The following is a 22,926-nucleotide window of genomic DNA, read 5'->3' as shown; positions in this document are numbered from 1 at the left end:
TTCTGAGGAGAATGCCCATGACGCGACCGCGTTGTCGTATCCCATTCGTCGCCCTCATCGCCACCCTCTCCCTCCTGCTCGCCGCAGCGCTCCTGCCCGTCACCGGCACTGTCCCGGCCGCACCCGGCGGCGCCCCGATCGCCCTCGTCGCCGCCGCACCCGGCGACGAACGGTGGAGCGCCGACCTCACCATCGTCGACCGCGACGATGTCAACGTGCGGCGCACCGCCGCCGGCCTACGCCTGCGGGAGGCCCGGCCCTCCGGGCGGGGCGCCCGCAGCCCGCACAGCGCGGTCGCCGAGGGGATGCTGTTGACCGCTCCCCGCACCCTCGCCCGACCGGCCACCCGGGTCCGCGCCGAGATCAGGGCCGCGATCCCGACGGGGGCGACCGTGGAGGCGCAGGTCCGCGGCTGGCGGGCCGCTGGCTGGACGGAGTGGCGGGCGGCCACCGCCGGCGTGGTCTTCGACCGGCCCGTCACCCGGGTGCAGACCCGGGTGGTGCTCACCGCCCCCGAGCGCGGCGCCACGGCGACGGTACGGGGCGTGCAGCTCACCGCCGACGCGAACGCCGCCGTGTCCGCCGCCACACCGGGCCGCACCTACCGGGTGTACGCCACCCGCATCGGGCTCGTCGGTGAGGTGACCGCCAACGGCCGCACCGTGCAACCCCGCGACCACTTCGCGGCGCTGCCGTCGCGGCGGGGTCTCTCCCCCCTCAACACCGGCGACTACACCGTGCGGGTCTGCACGACCAGCGGCTCCCGCTGCGAGTACGCCCCGGTCTGGGACGTCGGGCCGTGGAACACCCGCGACGACTACTGGAACCTCTCGTCGGTCCGGGAGAACTGGAAGAACCTGCCGCAGGGCCGGCCCGAGGCGCAGGCCGCGTACCAGTCCGGCTACAACGGCGGCCGGGACCAGTTCGGGCGGACCGTGCTCAACCCGGCCGGCATCGACCTGGCCGACGGCACGTTCTGGGACGGGCTGCGGCTGACCACCAACGCCTGGGTGGACGTCGCCTATCTGTGGACCGGAGCCGGGCCGCGCGGCGTGGTCGGTGACGGGCCGCTCAACATCCGCACCGGGGCCAGCACGTCGTACGCGACGCGTGGCCTCGCCGCCCGGCTCGCCCACGTGCCGATCCAGTGCTACGTCACCGGTCAGTCGGTCGCCGGCCCCTACCGCACCACCACCCGCTGGAACCGCCTGGCCAGCGGCCAGTACGTCAGCCACGCGTACATCTCCAGCGTGTACGGCGGCAGCGTGCCGGCCTGCTGAGCCACGCTTGCCCCGTCGGGCGTCGCCTCAGCGTCAGGGGCGCTCGTCGGGGCGAGCCGTGCGCACCATGTCCTGGTAGCGCGGGTGGCTGGCACCGTAGACGGCGTAGTTGAGGCGGGCGTGCGTGAGGCTCAGGTCGCCGTTGGGGCCACCCCGCACGGCGTCGGCGTCGGCGTCGGTCTGGCCGTCGTCGGTCCAGAAACAGACGGGGCAGGTCCCCCCGCCGGTCCGGGATGCACAGCAGGGACAGCCCACAGGAACCACATGCTCACCCACCGGAGAAGCATTCCACAGTCGAACATCAGCCCGATACCCGCAGGAGGTCCCCCGGGGACACCGCGAGGAGGTCCGCGGCCCGCCCGCCGTTGACCGCGACCGCGACCAGACCGGCCGAGTCGACGTACGCCACCAGGCCACCGGCCGGGGCGTCGCCGAAGGTCCGCCCGTGCAGCACCGCACGGGCCGGCGCCGGTCCCGGCGCACCCACCCGGAGCGTGGCCGGCAGCGGATCGAGCAGCTCGGCCGGTGCGGCCAGTTGGACGTTGCCGAAGTGGTCCACGGTCAGCACCTCGGCGGTGAAGCCCTCGGCGTCCCGGGTCACCGTCGGCGTCGGTAGCCGCACCAGCCCGGCCGGGTTGACCGGTGGGCCAGCCTCGGCCAGCGGCGCGCCGAGCGCCAGCCGGGCCGCCACCGGCGCGAAGACGTCCCGGCCGTGGAACGTGGTGGACACCCGGGCGGCCAGCCAACCCGGCTCGGTCAGCTCGACCGCGTCGGTCACCCCACCGAGCGCGGTCGCCGCGTCCAGCAGCAACCCGTTGTCCGGACCGACCAGCAACCCGCCCGGCGTGGCCAGCGCGACTCCGCGTCGGGCGGTGCCCACGCCCGGGTCGACCACCGCCACGTGCACTCCCACCGGCAGGTACGGCACGGTCTGCGCCAGCACGGCGGCACCCCGCCGGACGTCCGCCGGTGGCACCAGATGGGTCACGTCGATGACCCGGGCGGCCGGCGCGATCCGGGCGATGACCCCGTGACAGGCGGCCACGAAGCCGTCGGTGAGGCCGTAGTCGGTGGTCAGCGAGATCCAGGGCACGGCGGACATGCCCGCAGGCTAGTGGAACCGCGGGCTGCTGGCAGATACGGGACAGCGCAGTGGCCGACCGGCCCCTCCCGCCGCTGGGAGACGTTGGGCAGACTGCCCTGGTGACAACTCGGAACCTCCCCGCGCTCGGAATCCTGCTGGTCGCCGTCGCCCTGACCGCCGGCTGTGGCAGTGACGACGACGGCCGCCCGAACGCGACCCCATCCGTCTCGTCCGAGGCGGCCCCGACCGACCTGCCGACGCCCCCGGCCTCGCCCGGCGTCGACGGTGCGACCCCGCCCTCCGCCGCGGCGCAGGGCACGACGCAGCGGCGACCGGCCAGCCCGCCGCCGGTGGTGCTGCCCAAGCGTCCGGCCAGTGCTCCCGCGGCGAAGCAGGTCGTCGACGCCTTCCGGGCCGCCGGCCTGAAGGTGCCGCACCCGAAGGACCGCTCGGTCGACTGTGGGCCGGACGGCCTCGGCCTGGGCTGTTCCGAGCTGATCGCCACGGACGCCGTCACGGTCTACGTGTTCCCGGACGAGACCAGCGCCAGCGACATCGCCGAGACCTGGGGCGGCCAGTCGTACCAGCGTGGCGCGGTGGTGCTGAACTACCTGGAGGCGAAGACCCCGGCCGCCGACCGCCCGCGCTACGAGAAGGTGCTCAACGGCCTGCGCTGAGCACCGGCCCCGCTGAGGAGTGGAAGGGCGCGGGCAGGAAGGGCGGGTCAGCCGCGCAGGCGTAGGCCGCGGGGGGTGGCCCGGAAGCCGGCGGCGGTCAGCGCCTCCCGCAGCGGCGACGAGTGCACCGCCTCGCCGTCGGCCCGTTCCACCGACATCGCGCCCAACGCTCCGGAGTGGACGGCGTCGGCGAGCGCCTTGCCGGCCGCGGCGAGCGTGTCGGTGTCGTCGCTGAAGGAGAGCAGCGTTCGACCGCCGCGTTCGACGTAGAGAACGAGGTCACCGCCGACCTGCACCACCAGGGCGCCGGCCTTGCGGCCGGCCCGGTGACCGGTCGCCGGGGTGGCCCCGTCGCCGGAGTCGACCACCCGTTCCGGCCAGGGCAACGCCGCGCCGTACGGGTTGGCCGGGTCGGTCGCGGCGAGCACGGTGGCCACCGCACCCCGACCCCGGGCACCGTCGGACGGCTCGGCCAGCGCGCGCAGCCGGTCCACCGCACCGGGTACGGCGAACTGCGCCGCGCCGAGCCCCTCGACGAAGTAGCCCCGGCGGGCCGCGCCGCGCTCCTCCAGCGCCGACAGCACCGGGTAGACCGCCGAGAACCCGCCGACCACCTGCTCGGCCATCACCGCGCCCCGAGTGACCACGCCGTGCCGTTCGAGCAGCAGGTCGGCGAGTGCGGCGGCCCGCCGGGTCGGGTCGAGGTCCCGCTCCGGGAGACGTGACCAGCGGCCGGCGACCGTCGGTGGGCCACCCCGGGTTGGCAGCGCCACCCGACCGGGCCGCCGGTAACGGGTGCGGGGCGCGGACGGCCGGGAGCGGTGCGCGCCGCCAGCGCCGAGCACCGCGCGCAGCGGGGCGAGGGTGTCGTTGCTGAGGTGCCCCGCCCAGACCAGATCCCAGATCACCCCGGTCAGCGCGGCGTCGTCGGTCGAGCCGACCCGGTCGGCCAGCGGGCGGAAGAACAGCGCCTGCCCGTCGCCGAGCGCGTCGAGCACCGCGTCGTGCAGCGGGGTGCGGGTCAACGCCTCGTCGGGAGGCGGAAGCAGCAACGGCGCGGCGTCCGCGTACGCCAACGTGACCCAGCCGTCGCCCCCGGAGATCGCACCCGACCCTGCCCAGAGCACCTCCCCGCTCGCGCACAGCTCGTCGAGCTGGGCGGGGGAGTAGTCCGCGACCCGTGCGGGCAGCACCAACCGCTCCAGGGCCGAGGCGGGCACCGCCGCGCCCTGCAACTGCTCCACGGTGGCGGCGAGCGCCTCCACACCTCGGGCGGACGAGCCTACCTGCTGCCAGCGGGGCAGGAACGTCGCCAGCGCCCGGGGCGGCACCGGCTCGATCTCCCGGCGCAGCGCCGCGAGCGAACGGCGGCGCAGCATCCGCAGCACCTCGGCGTCGCACCACTGGGCGCCGGCCGAATCCGGGGTGAACTCCCCGGAGACCACCCGCCCGGTGGCGCCGAGCCGGCGCAGCGCCTGCTCGACGACGAACACGCCGAGCCCGAACCGGGCCGCGCAACTGGTCGCCGCGAACGGCCCGTGGGTGCGGGCGTAACGGGCCACCAGGTCACCGAGCGGATCGGCCACCGGGGCGAGGTACGCCTCGGCCACCCCCATCGGCAGCGCCACGCCGAGGGCGTCGCGTAGGCGGGCGGCGTCCTCGACGCCCACCCAGCGCTGCTCGCCCGCGATCCGGACCCGCAGCACCCGGCGGGTCGCCTCCAGCTCGCTGAGCCACGCCTCCGGCACACCCCGCTCGGTCAGCTCGGCGTCGCTCAGGTCGCCGAGCACCCGCAGCAGCTCGACGACGTCCTCGGCGTCGCGGGGGCGGCGCTGCTCGGTCAGCCACCGCAGCTGTCGGTCGGTCTCGCTGAGCACCGCCGGGTCGAGCAACTCCCGCAGGTCGACCCGGCCGAGCAGCTCGCCGAGGAGGGTGGAGTCGAGGGCGAGCGCGGCGGCGCGGCGCTCGGCGAGCGGGGCGTCACCCTCGTAGAGGAAAGCGCCGACGTAGCCGAAGAGCAGCGACCGTGCGAACGGGGACGGCGCGCTGGTCTCCACCTCGACAAGCCGCACCTTGCGGGTGGCCAGGTCGCGCATCAGCCCGGCCAGGGCCGGCTGGTCGAAGACGTCCTGGAGGCACTCCCGGGCGGCCTCCAGGGTGACCGGGAAGTCCGCGTACTCGCGGGCGACGTCGAGCAGTTGCGCGGCGCGTTGCCGTTGCTGCCAGAGCGGTTGGCGGCGGCGCGGGTCGCGGCGCGGCAGTAGCAGGGACCGCGCGGCGCACTCCCGGAAACGGGCGGCGAAGAGGGCGGAGGTGCCGACCGACTCCTCCACGAGCTGGGTGATCTCGTCGGGCTCGAAGACCACCACATCGGCGCCGGGAGGCTCGTCGGCGGTGTCCGGAAGTCGTACCACGATGCCGTCGTCGGAGGGCATCACCTGGGCGTCGACCCCGTACCGCTCGGCGAGCCGGCGGCCCACCGCGAGGGCCCACGGCCCGTTGACCCGGGCACCGAGCACGCTGTGCACGGCCAGCCGCCAGTCACCCAGCTCGTCGCGGAACCGCTCGACGACGACCGTGCGGTCGTCGGGCAGCGAGCGGGTGGCCTCCCGCTGCTCGCGCAGGTAGGCCATCAGGTTGCCGGCGGCCCACTCGTCCAACCCGCCATCACGCAACGCGGCCAGTGCCGCCTCGTCGGTCTGTCGCAGCAGGGTGCGTACCCGGGCGCCGATGGCCCGGCCCAACTCCACCGGCCGACCGAGCTGGTCGCCCTTCCAGAACGGCATGCGCGCGGCCTGCCCCGGGGCGGGCGAGACCAGCACCCGGTCAGGAGTGATCTCCTCGATCCGCCAGGAGGACGAGCCGAGCAGGAAGACATCGCCGACCCGGGACTCGTAGACCATCTCCTCGTCCAGCTCGCCGACCCGGGCGGCCCGCTCGGCGCCGGCCAGGAAGACCCCGAACAGACCCCGGTCGGGGATGGTGCCGCCGCTGGTCACCGCGAGTCGCTGCGCGCCGGGGCGGCCGGTCAGCAGGTCGGTGGCCCGGTCCCAGACCAGGCGGGGGCGCAGCTCGGCGAAGGCGGTGGACGGGTAGCGGCCGGAGAGCATGTCGAGCACGGCGTGCAGCGCCGAGTCGGGCAGCTCGGCGAAGGGCGCGGCCCGGCGGACCAGCACGGCCAGGTCGCCGAGCGCCCACGGCTCCAACGCCACCATCGCGACGATCTGCTGCGCCAGCACGTCCAGCGGGTTGCGCGGGTAGTGCAGCTCCTCGATCGCGCCGTCGGTCATCCGCTCGGCGACCACCGCGCAGGAGAGCAGGTCGCCGCGGTGCTTGGGGAAGACCACCCCACGGGAGACGGCGCCCACCTGGTGCCCGGCACGGCCGACCCGTTGCAGCCCGGCGGCCACGCTCGGCGGGGCCTCGATCTGCACCACCAGGTCGACCGCGCCCATGTCGATGCCCAGCTCCAGGCTGGAGGTGGCCACCACCGCCGGCAGCTGGCCGGACTTGAGCGCCTCCTCGATGTGCTTGCGTTCCTCCCGGGAGACGCTGCCGTGGTGGGCGCGGGCGATCACGGGCGCCGCGCCGGTGGCCGCGCCGGACTGGGCCATCACCTCGGCCGGCGGCCGGTTGCGCACCGGACCGGCGGGGCCACCCCAGCGCTGCGCGCCACCCGCCGGGTCGTCGCCACCCGCCGGGTCGTCGCCCGCCGGCAACCCCTCCGGTACGCCGATCGGGCCCTCGTCCGACGCGGATGCGGCCACCGCCTCGGCGGCCAGCTCGTTGAGCCGGGCGCAGAGGCGCTCGGCGCTGCGGCGGGAGTTGGTGAAGACGATTGTCGAGCGGTGCTGCCCGATGAGGGTGAACACCCGCTCCTCCACGGCCGGCCAGATCGACGCCCGACGTGGCCCGGGGCCGCCGAGGTCGTCCTCCGGTGGCTGCTCCTGCTCGTCCAGGCGGGTCATGTCCTCCACCGGGACCTGCACGCTGACCTCGATGGTCTTCGGGGTGGCCGGCTGCACCACGTCGACCGGGCGGGCGCCGCCGAGGAACTGCGCGCAGGCGTCGATCGGCCGGACGGTGGCCGAGAGCCCGATGCGCTGCGCCGGGGTGGGCAGCAGCTCGTCGAGGCGTTCGAGGGAGAGGGCGAGGTGGGCGCCGCGTTTGCTGCCGGCCACCGCGTGCACCTCGTCGATGATCACTGTCTGGATGCCGCGCAGCGAGTCGCGGGCCGCGGACGTGAGCAGCAGGAACAGCGACTCGGGCGTGGTGATGAGCATGTCGGGCGGGGTGCGGGCGAAGGCTCGTCGCTCGTCGGCGGGCGTGTCGCCGGTGCGCATGCCGACGGTGATGTCGGGTGGTGCGACGCCCAGCCGGGTGGCCGCCTGCCGGATGCCGGCCAACGGGGCACGCAGGTTGCGTTCCACGTCGACGGCGAGGGCCTTGAGCGGGCTGACGTAGAGCACGCGGCACCGCTGGCGGGCCTCGGTCGGGGCCGGCTCGCGGGCGAGGCGGTCCAGTGACCAGAGGAAGGCCGCGAGCGTCTTGCCCGAGCCGGTGGGTGCCACCACGAGCGCGTTGCGACCGGCGGCGACCGACCGCCAGGCGCCGGTCTGCGCGGCGGTCGGGGCGGCGAAGGCGTTGTCGAACCAGGCACGGGTGGCCGGGCCGAACCCGGCGAGCACCGCGCCGGCGTCTGCGTCTGCCCCGGTCACCGGTCCATCGTGCCCCGCCGGTCCGACATCCACGAACGACCTCACGGCGGAATGGGCCGGCAAAAAGCAAAAAGCGTGGAACGTGCGCTTAATACGTTAAGTCTCACTTAACTGCTTGCTTCCAAGGAGCAACATAAAGTAACTTCACTCGCAACGCGAACCGGGGTGAGGGGATTTGATGGCCGGCGAGCAGCGCACCGTCGAACCGGGCACCGACGTGCTGATTCGCAAGGTCGACAGCCACCTCGCCGCGCTCCGCGCCGGCCTGCACGGCCCGGAGCTCGAGCTCGCCGAACGTCTCGCCCACTGCCTGCGCGAGTTGGTCCTCTGCACCGCCCAGGCCAGCGCCGCCGACCGGGGCCAGGTCCGCGTTGCCGTCCACTACTTCGTGCTACGTCGCGAGAGCCGCGGCCGTCTGCTGTCGGTGCGGTCGCTGACCGCCGCCGAGCGGGTGGTCGACCGGGTCGTCCGCCAACTCGGTCGCCTCGACCTGCTCGCCGAGCTGCGCCGCGACCGCCCCGCACCCGACGACGCGCAACCCCTCAACAACGCCCTCCTGCGCTGACCCGCTTCCGCTACAGGCACCGCACGGCGACCAGCGGGCGAATTCCGGTAAAACCGCCCGGATGGCCACGAACTGGCGTCTGATCGCTGCTAGGCGCCACCGCTGCCACGGGCGTCGGCCATGTCGATCGGGAGCGCAGGTGCTGGTACTGCTCATCCTCCATCTCGTGGCGGCCCTCGCCGCGCCCCTGCTCGTCCGCTGGTGGGGCCCGCGCGCGTGCTACCCGTTGGCGCTCGCGCCGGCCGCCGCGTTCTGCTGGGCGGCGGCCCGCACCCCGGCCGTCGCCCACGGCGGCGCGGTGGTCGAGACGTACCCGTGGATCCGGCAGTTGGGTCTCGACATCGCGTTCCGGCTCACCACGCTGTCCTGGCTGATGACGCTGCTGATCGGCGGCGTCGGCGCGCTGGTGCTGGTCTACAGCGCCCGCTACTTCAGCGCCGGCTCGACCGGGCTGGCGCGGTTCGCCGCGGTCCTGGTCGCCTTCGCCGGCGCGATGCTCGTCCTGGTCTTCGCCGACGACCTGCTGCTGCTCTACGTCGGCTGGGAGCTGACCACGATCTTCTCGTACCTGCTGATCGGGCACAGCACCGAACGGCGGTCCAGCCGCTGGGCGGCGGCGCAGGCGTTGACCGTCACCACGCTGGGCGGGCTCGCCATGCTGGTCGGCTTCATCATGCTGGGCGAGCACGCCGGCACCTACCGCTGGTCGGAGATCAGCGCACAGTCGCTGCCCGGCGGCGGGTACCTGGTGGGCGCCGTGCTGCTGATCCTGGCCGGCGCGCTGTCCAAGTCGGCGGTGCTGCCGTTCAGCTCGTGGCTGCCGGTCGCGATGGCGGCACCCACACCGGTCAGCGCCTACCTGCACGCCGCCGCCATGGTCAAGGCCGGCGTCTACCTGGTCGGGCTGCTCGCGCCGGTGCTCGCCACGGTCGGCCCGTGGCGGCCGGTGGTGCAGGTCGCCGGCGTGGCGACCATGCTGCTCGGCGGTTGGGCCGCGCTGCGCCAGACCGACCTCAAGTTGCTGCTGGCGTACGGGACGGTCAGTCAGCTCGGCCTGCTGGTCGCGGTGACCGGCTCGGGCACCCCGGACGCCGCGCTGGCCGGTACCGCGATGCTGCTGGCGCACGCCCTGTTCAAGGCGGCGCTGTTCCTGGTCGTCGGCATCATCGACCACGGTGCCGGCACCCGTGACCTGCGCGAGCTGTCCGGGCTGCGGCACTGGTCCCGGCCGCTGTTCGTGGTCGCCGTGCTGGCCGCGGCGTCGATGGCCGGGGTGCCACCACTGGTGGGCTTCGTGGCCAAGGAGGCGGTGTTCGGGGCGTTCACCGACCAACCGGTGCTCCTCACCGGCCTGGTCGTCGGGACGGTGCTCACCGTCGCGTACAGCGCCCGGTTCCTCTGGGGCGCGTTCGCCGACCGGCCGGGTGTGGAACCGGTCCCGCCGGGGTCGATCGCCGCGTCGCTGCTGGTGCCGCCCACGGTCCTCGCCGGTGTCGGTCTGCTCGCCGGTCCGGCCGCGAGCGTGCTGGACGACCTGCTGCGCCCGTACGCCGATCTGCTCGGCGGGGGCGACGCGCACCTGGCGCTCTGGGCCGGACCGACCCCGGCGCTCGGCCTGTCCGTGCTGGCCCTCGTCGGCGGCGGCCTGCTGTTCGCCGTGCGCGGGCCGCTCGCGCCGGTGCTGGCCCGGCTCCGGTCACCGGTGGGCGGCAACCCGGGGTACGAGTGGGTCGTGGGCCGGTTCGACCGGCTGGCCATCGAGGTCACCAGCGCGACCCAGCGCGGCTCCCTGCCGCAGTACCTGGGCATCATCCTGGTCACCCTGGTGCTGGTGCCCGGCGCGGCGATGCTCTCCGCCAGCCCCTGGCGGGCGCGGATTCCGCTCTGGGACAGCCCGCTGCAACCGGTGGTCGTGGTGGTGATCACGGTGGCGGCGGTGTTGGCGGTCGGTGCCCGTCGCCGGCTGACCGCGATGCTGCTGGTGGGCATGACCGGCTACGGCACGGCGATGCTGTTCGTGCTGCACGGGGCGCCCGACCTGGCGCTCACCCAGTTCCTGGTGGAGACCTCGACGATCGCGGTCTTCGTGCTGGTGCTGCGTCGCCTGCCGGAGCGGTTCTCGGCCCGCCCGCTGCGCCGTACCCGTTGGGTCCGTCGGGCGATCGGGGTGGCGGCGGGAGTGGCGGCCGCCGGGCTGGCCCTCACCGCCGTCGGCGCCCGCCGGGCCCCGGACATCTCCGCCGCCTTCCCGGATCTGGCGGTGGCGCACGGGTACGGCCGCAACGTCGTCAACGTGACCCTTGTCGACATCCGGGCCTGGGACACGATGGGCGAGCTGGCGGTGCTGGTGGTGGCCGCGACCGGGGTGGCCAGCCTGATCTTCGAGCGCTCCCGCACCGGGCCGCGACCGCGCCGGCCCGAGTCGGACCAGCGGGCGGATGGACCCGGCCGGCCGGTGTGGCTGCGCGGTGGCGCCACCCTCTACGAGGAGCGCCGCTCGATCGTGTTGGAGGTGGTCATCCGGCTGATCTTCCACACCGTGGTGCTGTTCTCACTGTTCCTGCTCTTCTCCGGGCACAACGCGCCGGGCGGCGGGTTCGCCGGTGGGCTGGTGGCGGGTCTCGCCCTGGTGGTCAGGTATCTGGCCGGCGGCCGGTACGAGCTGACCGAGGCGGCCCCGATCGGGGCCGGCGCGATTCTCGGCGCCGGGCTGGCCGTGGCGGTGGGCAGCGGCGTGGTGGCACTGCTGGTCGGTGGGTCGGTGCTGGAGAGCGCGAAGGTCGACCGGACGCTGCCACTGATCGGCGACGCCCATCTGGTCACGTCGCTCTTCTTCGACATCGGCGTGTACCTGGTCGTGATCGGGTTGGTGCTGGACATCCTGCGCAGCCTCGGCGCCGAGGTGGACCGGCACATCGAAGCCACCGGAACGGCGACGGGCGGCCTGACCGTCGACAAAGGGGAGCGGGCGTGAGCGCGAGGAGTGAGCCGGGTTTGCGAGCCCCGCAGTCGCGAACAGAGGTGGCACCGTGAGCGCGAGGAGTGAGCCGGGTTTGCGAGCCCCGCAGTCGCGAACAGAGGTGGCACGGTGAGCGCGAGGAGTGAGCCGGGTTTGCGAGCCCCGCAGTCGCGAACAGAGGTGGCACGGTGACGGCGAGCGGTGCGGGGCCGACGTTGGTGCTGGTGTTGGCCGTCGCGGTGCTGGTCGGGTGCGGGGTGATCCTGCTGTTGGAGCGCAGCCTGACCCGGATCCTGCTCGGGGTGATCATGCTCGGCAACGGGGTGAACCTGTTGATCCTGTTGGGCGGGCGGTCGGGCGGGGCGCCGATCGTCGGTACGGGGCCGGTGGAGCGGATGAGTGACCCGCTGCCGCAGGCGATGGTGCTGACCTCCATCGTGATCACCTTCGGGTTCACCGCGTTCCTGCTCGCGGTCGCGTACCGCAGCTGGTACCTCTCCGGCGACGACGAGGTCCCCGACGACCTGGAGGACCGGCAGATCATCCGCCGGGCCGTGCGGAACGAGGCGGGCGCGGTCGACCTCGGCGGGGAGGGGCCGAACGGCGACCCGGAGCAGGTCGATCCCGAGCCGGCCCGCCGACGGCTACGACGCGGGGATGACGCGTGATGAGCACGCTGGTGCCGCTGCCGGTGGTGGTGCCACTGCTCGGCGCGGCGCTGACCCTGCTGCTGGCCGGGAAGCCCCGGCTCCAGCGCGCGATCAGCGTGCTGTGTCTGGGCGGCACGCTCATGGTGGCGGTGCTGCTGTTGGTGCAGGCGTACCGGCACGGGCCGGTGGTGGTGGCGGTCGGGGCGTGGCCGGCGCCGGTCGGCATCGTCCTGGTGGCCGACCAACTCGCCGCGCTGATGCTTGTGGTGTCCTCGGCGGTGACCCTCTGCGTGCTGCTGTACTCGATCGGCCAGGGTCGCAGCGAGACGAGCGAGAGCTCGCCGGTGTCGATCTTCCACCCGACGTACCTGGTGCTCACCGCGGGTGTCACCAACGCGTTCCTGGCCGGTGACCTGTTCAACCTCTTCGTCGGGTTCGAGATCCTGCTGGCCGCCAGCTTCGTGCTGATCACCTTGGGCGGCACCGAGACCCGGATCCGGACCGGGTCGACGTACGTGGTGGTCAGCATCCTCTCCTCGATGATCTTCCTGACATCGGTGGGTCTGGTGTACGCGGCCACCGGCACGCTCAACCTCGCCCAACTCGCCCAGCGCCTCGACGACCTGCCCGACGGCGTCCGACTGGCCCTGGAGCTGATGGTGCTGCTGGCGTTCGCGATCAAGGCGGCGGTCTTCCCCCTGTCGGCCTGGTTGCCGGACAGCTACCCCACCGCGCCGGCGCCGGTCACGGCCGTCTTCGCGGGTCTGCTCACCAAGGTGGGCGTCTACGCGATCATCCGTACCGAGACGTTGCTGTTTCCCGGTGGGCGTGCCCACGTGCTGCTCATGGTCGTCGCCGGGTTGACCATGGTGATCGGCATCCTCGGTGCGGTGGCCCAGTCCGACCTGAAGCGAATGTTCTCGTTCACCCTGGTCAGTCACATCGGCTACATGATCTTCGGGGTGGCGTTGAGCACCGCCGCCGGACTCTCCGGCGCGATCTTCTACGTGGTGCACCACATCACCATCCAGACCACGCTGTTCCTCGTCGCCGGGCTGGTCGAGGAGCGCGCCGGCAGCACCGACCTGCGTCGTATCGGCGGGCTGGCCCGGGTGGCGCCGCTGCTGGGTGTGCTGTTCTTCGTCCCGGCCATGAACCTCGCCGGAGTGCCACCGTTCTCCGGCTTCCTCGGCAAGCTCGGCCTGCTCCAGGCCGGGGTGGCGGTAGGTGGACCGCTGCCCGGGGTGCTGGTCGCGGCCGGCACGCTGACCAGCCTGCTCACCCTGTACGTGGCGTCCCGGGTGTGGAACATCGCGTTCTGGCGCGCGCCCAGGCTGGCCACCAACGAACCGGTCGTCCGGTTGCCGAGACTGATGGTGGGCGCCACCGTGGCCCTGGTCGCCCTCGGGTTGGCGTTGACCGTGCTGGCCGGGCCGCTCTTCGACGTCACCGCCGACGCGGCCGCGGACCTGCGCCTGCGCACCCCGTACGTGCGTGCCGTGCTGCCGGGCGGTGTGCCGTGACCGGCTCCCCCGAGCCGGCTCCGGACGCCCCCGGGCCCCCGGCGGTGGGGCGGGGTCGGCTCGGGCGCTGGCGGGACCAGGCGGTGGCGCTCGGGTGGCTGGTGCTGGTCTGGAGTCTGCTCTGGGGCGACATCAACTGGGCCAACCTCATCGGTGGCCTGCTGGTGGGTGCGGCCGTGCTGGTGTTCTTCCCGCTACCGGCGGTCAGCTTCGGTGGCCGGTTGCGACCGTGGGCGCTGCTGGTGTTCGCGGGCCGGTTCGCCGTCGAGCTGGTCAGCGCGAGCCTGCACGTCGCCCGGATCGCCGTGCAGCCCGGCTACCGGCCGCGCGGGGCGATCATCGCGGTCCGGTTGCGGGTGTCCACCGACCTGAACCTGGCGCTCACCGCCGAAGCGGTCTCATTGGTGCCGGGCACGCTGATCCTCGAGGTGGACCGGGACTCCGGAACGCTCTACCTGCACGTCCTGGACACCCACGGCCCGGGGGACCTGGACGCGGCCCGGGAACGCACGCTCACCGTCGAGCGGCGGATCATCCGCGCGGTCGGCGCCACCACCGAACTGCGCCACCTCGACGTCGCCACACCCGAGAAGGGAACCCGCTCGTGACCACGTTCCTGGCCGTCGTCCTCACCGCCCTGCTGTCGGTCACCGCGCTCCTCGCGCTGGCCCGCCTCTACCGTGGCCCGTCGCTGGTGGACCGGGTGATCGCCGCGGACATGCTGCTCGCCACGATGGTCGGCGCGGTGGGCGCCGAGGCGGCCGTCAACCGGCACGCCAGCACCCTGCCCGTGTTGGTGGTGCTCTCCCTGCTCGGCTTCGTGGGCTCGGTGTCGCTGGTCCGCTTCGCCGTCCGGGAGCAGCAGTGATCGCGACGATCGCGGACTGGCTCGGCGCCGGTTGTCTGGTGGCCGGCGCGCTGCTCGGCCTGGCCGCCGGGATCGGCGTACTGCGTTTCCCGGACGCGCTGTCCCGGATGCACGCGGCCACCAAGCCGCAGGTGCTGGGGGTGCTCCTGTTGCTGCTGGGCATCGCGTTGCGGCTGCGGTCCTCGGCGGACCTGGGCATGATCCTGCTGGTGGCGGTCTTCCAGTTGGCGACCGCGCCGGTCGCGGCGCAGATGATCGGGCGGGCCGCGTACCGGTCGGGGCGGCTCGACCGGAGTCTGCTCGACGCCGATGAGCTGGCCGAGCGCGGCGCGGGTGAGGAGCCGGCGTGACCCGCGGTGGCACCTGCCGAACCGGACGTTCCGCTCCTTCGGCCCACCCCCAGCGGAGTCCCAGCCAGCGCCGATAAAATGACGGCATGATCGACTCTTCTGCCCAGGAGGGCAGCAGTAGCCAGCCGGGTCGTGCCCGGCATATCCCCGTACCGACGACCCCGGGAGCCCTGAGCGACCCGTGTTGATCGTTGTCGGTCTCCTTCTGATCATTCTTCTCACTGCCGCCACCGGTTACTTCGTGGCGCAGGAGTTCGGCTACGTCGCCGTGGACCGGGGCAAGCTGCGCCAGCTCGCCGATGACGGCGACCAGGCCGCCGCCCGGGCCCTGACCGTCACCAGCCGGCTCTCCTTCGTGCTCTCCGGCGCCCAACTCGGCATCACCGTCACCGCGCTGCTGGTCGGCTACGTCGCCGAGCCGTACCTGGGTGGTGGCCTCGCCGACCTGCTCGACGTGGCCGGCGTCAGCGAGGCGGTCAGCCTGCCGCTGTCGGTGGCGTTGGCCCTGGTCATCGCCACCATCGTGCAGATGGTCCTCGGTGAGCTGGCCCCGAAGAACCTGGCCATCGCCCGGGCCGAACGACTGGCCCGGGCGCTGAGCCGCTCCACCCTGATCTACCTGGCCGTCGCCGGGCCGCTGATCCGGCTCTTCGACCGGGCGTCGGTCCGTCTGCTGCGCCGCATCGGCATCGAACCGATCGAGGAACTGCCCAGCGGCGCCACCCCGGCGGACCTGGAACAGATCATCGCCGAGTCCCGCGAGGAGGGCAGCCTCGACGCCGAGATGTCCACGCTGCTCGACCGAGGTCTCGACTTCCGCGAACTGACCGCCGGCGAGGCCATGGTGCCGCGCGTCGACGTGCACACCGTACGGGCGCACGAGCCGGTCAGCCGGGTGGTCGAGCTGTTGGACACCGGCCACTCCCGCTTCCCGGTTCGCGGGGCGGAGGGCGTCGACGACCTGCTCGGCATTGTCGGCATCGCCGACGTGCTCGGCGTACCCCCGGGGGAGCGGGCCACCACCCCGGTGAGTGCGGTGGCCGGGCCGCCGCTGCTCGTACCGGAGACGTTGCCCCTGCCCACGGTGCTCGACCGCCTGCGGTCCGGGCACCGGCAGATGGCGTGCGTGGTCGACGAGTACGGCGGCTTCGCCGGCGTCATCACGCTGGAGGACATCGCCGAGGAGCTGGTCGGCCCGATCCGCGACGAGGACGACCCACCGGAGCGGGCCCCGGCCCGGCAGGACGACGGGTCCTGGGTGGTGCCGGCCCGCTGGCGGATCGACGAGGTCGCCGACAGCACCGGGATCGCCCTGCCCGAGGCCCCCGAGTACGACACCCTGTCCGGGTTGGTGATGCGGGAGCTGGGTCGGGTGCCGGAGGTCGGTGACCGACTGGAGATCAGCCTGCTGCCCGAGGGGGCGGACGGCGAGGACAACGAGGCCGAGCCCCGGGCGCTGGTCGAGGTGCTGGCCGTGGACCGGCACGTGGCCGACTCGGTGCGGTTGCAGCTGACCAAACCGGGGGTGACTGCATGAGCGCGAGGAGTGAACTTGCGAGCCCCGCAGTCGCGAGTGAAGGAAAGCGCCGATGAGCCCCGGGATCGCACTGTTCAGCTCGGTGATCCTGCTGGCGCTGAACGGGTTCTTCGTGGCCGCCGAGTTCGCCCTGGTGGCCAGTAAGCGCTACCGCCTGGAGCAGGCGGCGGCGAACGGTGGTCGGGCGGCCCGGGCCGCGCTCGACGGCGTCCGCGAACTGTCGCTGATGCTGGCCGGCGCGCAGCTGGGCATCACGCTGTGCACCCTGGGTCTCGGCGCGCTGGCCGAACCGGCCATCGAGCACCTGCTCAGCCCTCTGCTGCACGCGGTGGGCCTACCGGACGCGGCCAGTCACCTGATCGCCCTGGTCTTCGCCCTAGGGGTGGTGACCTTCCTGCACCTGGTGGTGGGGGAGATGGCGCCGAAGTCGTGGGCGATCACCGACGCGGAGCGCTCGGCGACGCTGCTCGCGTTGCCGTTCCGCGCCTTCGCCCGGGTCTCCCGGCCGGTCCTCTCCGCGCTGAACGCCCTGGCCAACGCGATCCTGCGACTGGTCGGCGTTAACCAGCAGGACCAGCTCGCCCAGGTGCACGGCCCGGACGAGCTGCGGATCCTGCTGGAGCAGTCCCGTGAGCACGGGCTGCTCGGCGCCGAGCAGCACCAGTTGCTGACCAGCATGCTGGAGTTGCAGGGCACGTCGGTGGCGCAGGTGATGGAACCGTTCTCCACCATGGTCACCGTCCGCCGGGACGATTCGGCCGGGCGGATCGAGGAGGTCAGCCGGGACAGCGGTCGCTCCCGACTGGCGGTGCTGGACGAGGCGGGCGACGTGTGCGGCCTCGTGCACGTCCGGGAGGCGGTACGCGTGGTCACCACCGGCCGGGTCGCCACCGCGGCTGAGTTGATGACGCCCGCGTTCACCCTGCCCGCGACGTCCTCGGTCACCGAGGCGGTGGCGGCGATGCGGGCCCGGCAGTCGCAGCTCGCGCTGGTACGCAACGGCGGTGGCCCGGCCCGGCCGATCGGCTTCGTGGCCCTGGAGGACCTCCTGGAGGAGGTCATCGGGGAGTTCGACGACGAGACCGACACGGTGCCCCGCGGGCGTCGGTTGCGGTGAAACCGGATGGGTGGTCACGTTCCGTCGAAGTCGGGGTGACCACGCGCCGGGTCCGCGACAGTTGAGGTGGCCTCGCGGCGGCGGGGCCACCCCAGCCTGGAGTGGAGGGCGCGGTGCGGCTGACCGGAGTGTCCCCGGAGTCCGGTGGGACCGGGCTCTCCGTGCAGACCACGCTGCCCAACCCGAGTACCCGTCCGGGCCTGCGCCTGCCGGGGCGGGTAACCCTCGCGGCCGGTCCGGAGGACGTGCTGGTGCGGCACATCCGGCTCGGCCTCGTCACCACTGTCGAGCCGGACGACCCGAACGCGGCCCGACGTCTCGTGCAGTTCCACCACCTGCCGATCGCCGGCCGGTTCGTGGTACCGGCCGGTCGGCGGCGGGCGGTCGACTTCGCGTTCCCGCTGCCGTGGGAGACCCCGGTGACCACCTTCGGTGGGGTGCCGCTGCTGAGCCTGCGGATGGGCCTGCGGACCGAGGTGTCGCTCGACCCCGACCTTGACCAGGGGGCCATGGTGCCGGTCTTCGTGCATCCGATCCCCACCCAGCAGCACGTGCTGGCGGCGCTGGACACGCTGGGCTTCATGATCCGCCAGTCCGGGTTGCAGGAGGGCGGGTTGCCGGGGGTGGAGCACACCCTGCCGTTGCACCAGCGTTGGGGCTACTGGGTGGGGCCGCTCTACGCCGGCCCGATCACCGAGCTGGAGGTGATCTTCGTGACCAACTCGGCGGGCCTGGAGGCGATCCTCTGGATGGATCGCCGGCTGGCGCTGGCCGGAATCACCCACCAGAGCATCAGCCGGTTCCGGATCTGGCACGAGGGCGCCGACCGGCGGGACTGGGTCGCCACAGTGGACGGCTGGATCCGCCAGGCGATCAACCGGCACGCCGCGGCGGCCGCGCACGCCGACTGGTCCGCGCAGATCGCCGGGTCGGCCCACGTCAGCCGCCATCCCGACGAGCCGATCCGACCGGGCTACGGGCTCGGCGGCACCGCCGGCGGCGCCGGCGTAGGAGGCGGCGGCTCTGGCGGCGACGGCACCTGACCCCCCGCCCTCTCACCCCCGCGATCTTGCAGTTTCTGCGGCGACAAACCGGCTCAGAGCGCGCGTTTCGACGACCGAAAGTGCAAGATCGCGGTGGACGGGGAGCGGGGTCAGCCGGCGCTGGCGGTGGCCAGCTTGAGGCTGAAGGCCAGGAACAGGGCTGCCACGGCGGTGGTGCCACCGGCCGCCAGGCGGCGCCGCTGGCGGAACTGGGCGGCCAGGAAGGTGCCCGCGAAGATCAACGCGGTCAGGTAGAGCGCACTGGTCACCTGCGCGATCAGCCCGAGCAGTAGGAACGACAGCGCCGGCCAGGCGTAACCCGGGTCGACGAACTGGATGAAGAACGAGATGAAGAACAGGATCGCCTTGGGGTTCAGCAGGCTGATCACCAGCGCCTTGCGGAACGGGCTGCGCATCGCCGCCGGCTCCGCGGCGTCGATGAGCCGCGGCGTACTCGGGTCGTTGCGGTCGCGCCAGCGCCGCGCGGCGCCGAGCAGCATGGTCACCCCGACATAACCGAGGTACGCGGCACCGGCGTACTTGATCACCATGAACAGCGGCGGGTACGCCTTGAGCAGCGACGCCACCCCGGCGGCGGAGAGGAACATCAGCACCCCGTCGCCAACGAACACGCCACCGGCGGCCCGGTAGCCGACCGCGACGCCCCGCTTGGCCGCGGTGGAGAGTACGAAGAGTGAGTTTGGCCCGGGCAGCAGGATGATGGCCACGGTGCCCAGTACGTACGTCCAGATGTCGGTGATCCCCAGCACGCCCGCCATCATCACGCCACCGGTGCCGTCCGCAGAAGTCTTTCTCGCAGCCTGGCCTGTGCGTTCGGCCACTCGTCGACGGTCATCGCGTACTGCACGGTGTCCCGCCAGGAGCCGTCCGGGCGTTGCCGGTGCATCCGCAGCACCCCTTCCCGGGTCGCGCCGAGCCGTTCGATGGCCGCCTGGGAGCGAACGTTGCGGATGTCGGTGTGCCAGGCGACCCGTACCGCGCCCAGGTCGTCGAAGGCCCGGCCGAGCAGCAGCAACTTCGCCTCGGTGTTGATCCCGGTACGCCACCAGGGCCGGCCGAGGAAGGTGTGCCCGATCGCCACCGCCCGCCGGTCCGGGTCGATCTCGTAGTAGGAGGTGCTGCCCACCACCGCCCCGGTCGCCGCGCACCGCTGCACCCAGGCCACCCGCTCGCCCCGGTGCTGGGCGGCCAGGGCGGCGCCGATCACCTCGGCGGTACTCGCGGGAGTGGTGGGCGGCGCGACGCTGAGGTGCCGCCACACCTCCGGGTCCGCGGTGGCGGCGTGCAACTCGTCGGCGTGCGCCACCTCCAGCGGCTCCAGCCGAACGTGCTCGCCGTGCAGCGGCACCGGGTCGTGCCAGGGCGTGCGGGGCGTCCGCAGGTACGCCGGCAGCGGCGCGGTGACCCCGGCGTCCGGCTCGGGTGGGCCGGCGGTCAGTCGCAGCGGCAGCACGCCGGCCCAGTGCGGGAGGTGCAGGTCTGCCTCGTCCTCGCGGACCCCGCCGCTGCGGGCCCGGACGGACACCTCGCGCAGTGGCAGCGCCAGTACGGCGGTCTCGGCCAGCTCGCGACGGCTGGGCGGACGGGTGGCGGTGCTGCGTCCCGCGCCGACCTTCTCGACCAGCGCGGTGAGCATGGCGAGCTTCTCCCGCTCGTCGGTGACCAGTCGGGCGGTGCCGTGCGCGACGACCGAGCGGTAGTTGGCGCTGTGGTGGAACTGGGAGCGGGCGTAGACCAGCCCGTCGAGCAGTGTCACCGCGACGCAGACCGGCAGGCCGTCGTCGCCCCGGGCGGCGAGCAGCGGCCGACTGCCGGTGGAGCCGTGCAGGTAGAGCGTGTCGCCGATGCGGACGTGCAGGGTGGGCAGCACCCGTGGCTGGCCGTCGACGACGAAGCTGAGCGCGCAGTCGTACGCCTCGTCGAGCACGGCGTGGGCGGCGGCCTGGTCGTAGCTCATCTTGTCGCGGGAGCGGTGGGGTGTGGTCCGGGCGGTGGGTGGATACATGCGCTCGCCCCTTTGTTCTAGTACAATCTCTTGTTTGTGTCAGCACGCTATCAGCTCACCGGTACGACAGCCGTCGAGATTTCGGCCAGCATCGAGTCGGGCATCCGTACCGGCGCCCTGTCGCCGGGGGCCGCCCTGCCGCCCGTGCGGGCGCTCGCCGCCGAGCTGGGGGTCAGCCCGGCCACGGTCGCCCGCGCCTACCAGGAACTACGCCAGCGCGGCCTGCTCGCCACCGCCGGTCGGCACGGCACCCGGGTACGCCCCCGCCCGCCGGTGGCTGCCCGCCGCTCCGCGCTGCGCCCCCCACCGTTGCCCGGTGCCCGGGACCTGTCCCGAGGTGAACCCGACCCCCGGCTGCTGCCACCGCTGGGCCCGCACCTGGCGGCGCTCGCCACCGACGGCGGCCCGTCGGTCGGCTACTCCGATGCCGGAGTGCTGCCCGAACTGGGCGAGGCGGCCCGCGCCCGGCTGCGCGCCGACGGCGTACCGGCCGGGGAGTTGACCCTCACCGGCGGTGCGCTGGACGGCATCGAGCGGCTGCTCGGCGCCCACCTGCGCCCCGGCGACGCGGTGGCGGTCGAGGACCCGGGCTGGGCCAACCTGCTCGATCTGGTCGCCGCGCTGGGCCTGCGCCCGATCGGCGTACCGCTGGACGACGAGGGGCCGCTGGTCGCCGGGGTGGCCGCTGCGCTGGCCGCCGGAGCGCGGGCGCTGATCGTCACCAGTCGGGCGCAGAATCCGACCGGCGCGGCCGTCTCGGCGGCCCGCGCCGAGGCGCTGCGGGCGCTGCTCGCCGGCCGACGGGACCTGCTGCTGATCGAGGACGACCACGCGGCCGAACTGGCCCGCGTACCCCTGCACCCGCTGGCCGGTGCGACCGCGAGTTGGGCCTTCCTCCGTTCGGTGAGCAAGCCCTTCGGCCCGGACCTGCGGCTGGCGGTGCTGGTCGGCGACGAGACGACTGTGGCCCGGGTGAGTGGCCGTACCCGGGTCGGCGCCGGCTGGGTCTCCACCGTGCTGCAACGCCTGGTGCTCTCCCTGTGGCGGGACCCGGCGGTCGCCGAGTTGGTGCAGCGGGCGGCGCGGAGCTACGAGCAGCGGCGCGAAGGGCTGCTCGCCGCGCTGGCCGAGCACGGCCTGACCGCACACGGTCGCAGCGGCATCAACGTCTGGCTGCCGGTCGCGGACGAGACCAGCACGGTGACCGCGCTCCGCGACGCCGGCTGGGCGGTGGCCCCCGGCGCTCTCTACCGGATCGCCGCCCCGCCCGCCCTGCGCATCACCGTCAGTTCCCTGGACACCGCCGACCTGGCCCCCCTGGCCGCCGCCCTGGCCCACGCCGAGAACCCACCCCCCTCCCGGGGCTTCCCCACCTGACCCCTCTGGCCATCTCATCGCTGATCAGGGAAATGCCGGGCCTGCGGGAGTTGGGGCAGAAAGTGGGACATCGCGGGGATTCGGGACGGCCGGGACGGGTATGCGGGCGCCCGGAGGTGGGGGACATGGCTTCTCGTGGGGCTCGTAAGGGGATCTGGATCGCGGTGGCGGTGGCGATCATCATCATCGTCATCGTGCTGATCGCGATCGCGTCCGGTGGCGATGGGGGCGGGAACGGATACTGACGCGGAGCCGCCGATGCGCCGGGGCGTATCCGGCGGCGAGCAACGAACAGGTATATAACAGTCGGCATGGCCGAGCAGACCGGGAGCGCTCCGGGCGCCCAGCGGTTCATCCCGCCCGACGCCGACACCATCGACGACCTGCGCACCGCCGCCGGCGGCTGTCGGGGTTGCGAGCTGTACCGGGACGCCTCGCAGACGGTCTTCGGCCGGGGTGACGAGAGCGCCCGCGTGGTGCTGGTCGGCGAGCAGCCCGGTGACATGGAGGACCAGAAGGGGTTGCCCTTCGTCGGCCCGGCCGGACGCCTGCTGCGCCGTGCGGTCGACGACGCCGGGCTGGACCCGGGTCACCTGTACCTGACAAATGCCGTGAAGCACTTTCGTTTCGAGCTGCGCGGTAAGCGGCGGATCCACCAGACCCCGGACCAGGCGCACATCACCGCCTGCCGCCCCTGGTTGGTCGCGGAGTTCGCCCGGCTGCGTCCGGAGATCGTGGTGGTACTCGGCGCGACCGCCGCCAAGGCGCTGCTCGGCCCGTCCTTCCGGGTCACCCGGCAGCGGGGCGAGCTGCTGCCCTGGCCGGAGTCGGCCCAACACCCCGCCGACTTCGAGCAGGTGCCCGTGGACAACGCCGGAAAGCGGGCCGACGCGCCGCACGCCCGGCTGCTGGCCACCATCCACCCGTCCGCCGTCCTGCGGGCCGACGACCAGGACAAGGCGTACGAGGGACTGGTCGCCGACCTCACCGTCGTCACCCGCGCCCTGCCCGGCTAGCCGCCGACCGCAGCCGCCCTGCCCGGAGCCGGCGAAACCCAGCCGCCCCGGCCCGAGCGGCGAAACGCAGCCGCCCCGACCCGAGCCGACGGAAAGTGCCGCCCGGGTCGGGCGGCTACGCGATACCCGCCGGAAA

General features: G+C 73.4%; 19 protein-coding genes. 14 read left to right on the top strand and 5 right to left on the bottom strand.

The genetic code is table 11. From position 1 onward, the window contains the following. Window positions 1–17: 17 nt before the first annotated feature. Window positions 18–1,280 carry a hypothetical protein gene (locus tag ACIBD9_RS05920; protein ID WP_396714922.1) on the top strand — a complete coding sequence of 421 codons (1,263 nt, stop codon included), beginning with the start codon at window positions 18–20 and terminating at the stop codon, window positions 1,278–1,280. Window positions 1,281–1,313: 33 nt separating this feature from the next. Here ACIBD9_RS05920 and ACIBD9_RS05915 read toward each other — a convergent pair whose 3' ends face one another. Beyond that, entirely contained in the window at window positions 1,314–1,535 is a 222-nt protein-coding gene (locus ACIBD9_RS05915) for a CPCC family cysteine-rich protein (protein WP_091400463.1), read from the bottom strand. Between the two features lie 46 nt (window positions 1,536–1,581). After that, window positions 1,582–2,382, bottom strand: coding sequence for an S-adenosyl-l-methionine hydroxide adenosyltransferase family protein (locus ACIBD9_RS05910; RefSeq protein WP_396714920.1), 801 nt, complete (start codon window positions 2,380–2,382; stop codon window positions 1,582–1,584). Between the two features lie 101 nt (window positions 2,383–2,483). On the opposite strand from ACIBD9_RS05910, the gene ACIBD9_RS05905 reads away from it, so the two are divergent. Next, window positions 2,484–3,041 carry a hypothetical protein gene (locus ACIBD9_RS05905; protein ID WP_396714918.1) on the top strand — a complete coding sequence of 186 codons (558 nt, stop codon included), beginning with the start codon at window positions 2,484–2,486 and terminating at the stop codon, window positions 3,039–3,041. 47 nt (window positions 3,042–3,088) lie between these two features. On the opposite strand, the gene ACIBD9_RS05900 is transcribed toward ACIBD9_RS05905, so the two are convergent. Further along, window positions 3,089–7,759 carry a DEAD/DEAH box helicase gene (locus ACIBD9_RS05900; protein ID WP_396714916.1) on the bottom strand — a complete coding sequence of 1,557 codons (4,671 nt, stop codon included), beginning with the start codon at window positions 7,757–7,759 and terminating at the stop codon, window positions 3,089–3,091. A 178-nt stretch (window positions 7,760–7,937) separates the two neighbouring features. Between ACIBD9_RS05900 and ACIBD9_RS05895 the strand changes: the two genes are divergently transcribed. The 10 genes from ACIBD9_RS05895 (at window position 7,938) to ACIBD9_RS05850 (ending at window position 18,371) form a co-directional block, all read left to right on the top strand. Beyond that, window positions 7,938–8,324, top strand: a complete 387-nt coding sequence (locus ACIBD9_RS05895; RefSeq protein WP_396714914.1) for a hypothetical protein — start codon at window positions 7,938–7,940, stop codon at window positions 8,322–8,324. 139 nt (window positions 8,325–8,463) lie between these two features. Further along, on the top strand, window positions 8,464–11,298 hold the full coding sequence (locus tag ACIBD9_RS05890) for a Na+/H+ antiporter subunit A (protein WP_396714912.1): 2,835 nt from the start codon (window positions 8,464–8,466) through the stop codon (window positions 11,296–11,298). Window positions 11,299–11,471: 173 nt separating this feature from the next. Beyond that, window positions 11,472–11,951 (top strand): Na(+)/H(+) antiporter subunit C, encoded by a 480-nt coding sequence (locus tag ACIBD9_RS05885; RefSeq protein WP_396714910.1) that lies wholly within the window; start codon window positions 11,472–11,474, stop codon window positions 11,949–11,951. Continuing rightward, window positions 11,951–13,456, top strand: coding sequence for a Na+/H+ antiporter subunit D (locus ACIBD9_RS05880; RefSeq protein WP_396714908.1), 1,506 nt, complete (start codon window positions 11,951–11,953; stop codon window positions 13,454–13,456). The genes ACIBD9_RS05885 and ACIBD9_RS05880 overlap by 1 nt, the downstream gene beginning before the upstream one ends. Next, the gene (locus tag ACIBD9_RS05875; protein WP_396714906.1) at window positions 13,453–14,064 is read left to right on the top strand and encodes a Na+/H+ antiporter subunit E; all 612 of its coding nucleotides are present in this window, start codon (window positions 13,453–13,455) and stop codon (window positions 14,062–14,064) included. Before ACIBD9_RS05880 ends, ACIBD9_RS05875 begins: the two co-directional genes overlap by 4 nt. Continuing rightward, on the top strand, window positions 14,061–14,324 hold the full coding sequence (locus tag ACIBD9_RS05870; RefSeq protein ID WP_238659661.1) for a monovalent cation/H+ antiporter complex subunit F: 264 nt from the start codon (window positions 14,061–14,063) through the stop codon (window positions 14,322–14,324). The genes ACIBD9_RS05875 and ACIBD9_RS05870 overlap by 4 nt, the downstream gene beginning before the upstream one ends. After that, the gene (gene mnhG, locus ACIBD9_RS05865) at window positions 14,324–14,674 is read left to right on the top strand and encodes a monovalent cation/H(+) antiporter subunit G (protein ID WP_396715077.1); all 351 of its coding nucleotides are present in this window, start codon (window positions 14,324–14,326) and stop codon (window positions 14,672–14,674) included. The genes ACIBD9_RS05870 and mnhG overlap by 1 nt, the downstream gene beginning before the upstream one ends. Window positions 14,675–14,855: 181 nt before the next feature. Beyond that, a complete protein-coding gene (locus ACIBD9_RS05860) occupies window positions 14,856–16,211 on the top strand; it encodes a hemolysin family protein (RefSeq protein WP_396714904.1) in 1,356 nt (451 codons plus the stop codon). Between the two features lie 52 nt (window positions 16,212–16,263). Beyond that, window positions 16,264–17,328, top strand: a complete 1,065-nt coding sequence (locus ACIBD9_RS05855) for a hemolysin family protein (RefSeq protein WP_396714902.1) — start codon at window positions 16,264–16,266, stop codon at window positions 17,326–17,328. 113 nt (window positions 17,329–17,441) lie between these two features. Beyond that, a complete protein-coding gene (locus tag ACIBD9_RS05850) occupies window positions 17,442–18,371 on the top strand; it encodes a sporulation protein (RefSeq protein ID WP_396714900.1) in 930 nt (309 codons plus the stop codon). Window positions 18,372–18,481: 110 nt separating this feature from the next. On the opposite strand, the gene leuE is transcribed toward ACIBD9_RS05850, so the two are convergent. Beyond that, window positions 18,482–19,153, bottom strand: coding sequence for a leucine efflux protein LeuE (leuE, locus tag ACIBD9_RS05845; RefSeq protein WP_238659665.1), 672 nt, complete (start codon window positions 19,151–19,153; stop codon window positions 18,482–18,484). After that, complete coding sequence (locus tag ACIBD9_RS05840; protein ID WP_396714898.1) at window positions 19,153–20,397, bottom strand: bifunctional pyridoxamine 5'-phosphate oxidase family protein/GNAT family N-acetyltransferase; 1,245 nt, start codon at window positions 20,395–20,397, stop codon at window positions 19,153–19,155. Before ACIBD9_RS05840 ends, leuE begins: the two co-directional genes overlap by 1 nt. 36 nt (window positions 20,398–20,433) lie before the next feature. Between ACIBD9_RS05840 and ACIBD9_RS05835 the strand changes: the two genes are divergently transcribed. Next, window positions 20,434–21,774 (top strand): aminotransferase class I/II-fold pyridoxal phosphate-dependent enzyme, encoded by a 1,341-nt coding sequence (locus ACIBD9_RS05835; protein WP_396714896.1) that lies wholly within the window; start codon window positions 20,434–20,436, stop codon window positions 21,772–21,774. Between the two features lie 311 nt (window positions 21,775–22,085). Continuing rightward, on the top strand, window positions 22,086–22,790 hold the full coding sequence (locus tag ACIBD9_RS05830; protein WP_396714894.1) for a UdgX family uracil-DNA binding protein: 705 nt from the start codon (window positions 22,086–22,088) through the stop codon (window positions 22,788–22,790). The last annotated feature ends 136 nt before the right edge of the window (window positions 22,791–22,926 follow it).

It is taken from the genome of Micromonospora sp. NPDC050784, assembly GCF_044456765.1.
GTDB lineage: Bacteria > Actinomycetota > Actinomycetes > Mycobacteriales > Micromonosporaceae > Micromonospora > Micromonospora foliorum.
The sequence above is the reverse complement of the archived record's forward strand: the minus strand, read 5'-3'. Positions and strand labels throughout refer to the sequence as shown.

Coding starts and splice junctions, on each gene's coding strand:
- ACIBD9_RS05910 (WP_396714920.1), bottom strand. CDS start 2,382: ATGTCCGCCGTGCCCTGGATCTCGCTGACCACCGACTACGGCCTCACC.
- ACIBD9_RS05855 (WP_396714902.1), top strand. CDS start 16,264: ATGAGCCCCGGGATCGCACTGTTCAGCTCGGTGATCCTGCTGGCGCTG.
- ACIBD9_RS05895 (WP_396714914.1), top strand. CDS start 7,938: ATGGCCGGCGAGCAGCGCACCGTCGAACCGGGCACCGACGTGCTGATT.
- ACIBD9_RS05920 (WP_396714922.1), top strand. CDS start 18: ATGACGCGACCGCGTTGTCGTATCCCATTCGTCGCCCTCATCGCCACC.
- ACIBD9_RS05880 (WP_396714908.1), top strand. CDS start 11,951: ATGAGCACGCTGGTGCCGCTGCCGGTGGTGGTGCCACTGCTCGGCGCG.
- leuE (WP_238659665.1), bottom strand. CDS start 19,153: ATGATGGCGGGCGTGCTGGGGATCACCGACATCTGGACGTACGTACTG.
- ACIBD9_RS05840 (WP_396714898.1), bottom strand. CDS start 20,397: ATGTATCCACCCACCGCCCGGACCACACCCCACCGCTCCCGCGACAAG.
- ACIBD9_RS05830 (WP_396714894.1), top strand. CDS start 22,086: ATGGCCGAGCAGACCGGGAGCGCTCCGGGCGCCCAGCGGTTCATCCCG.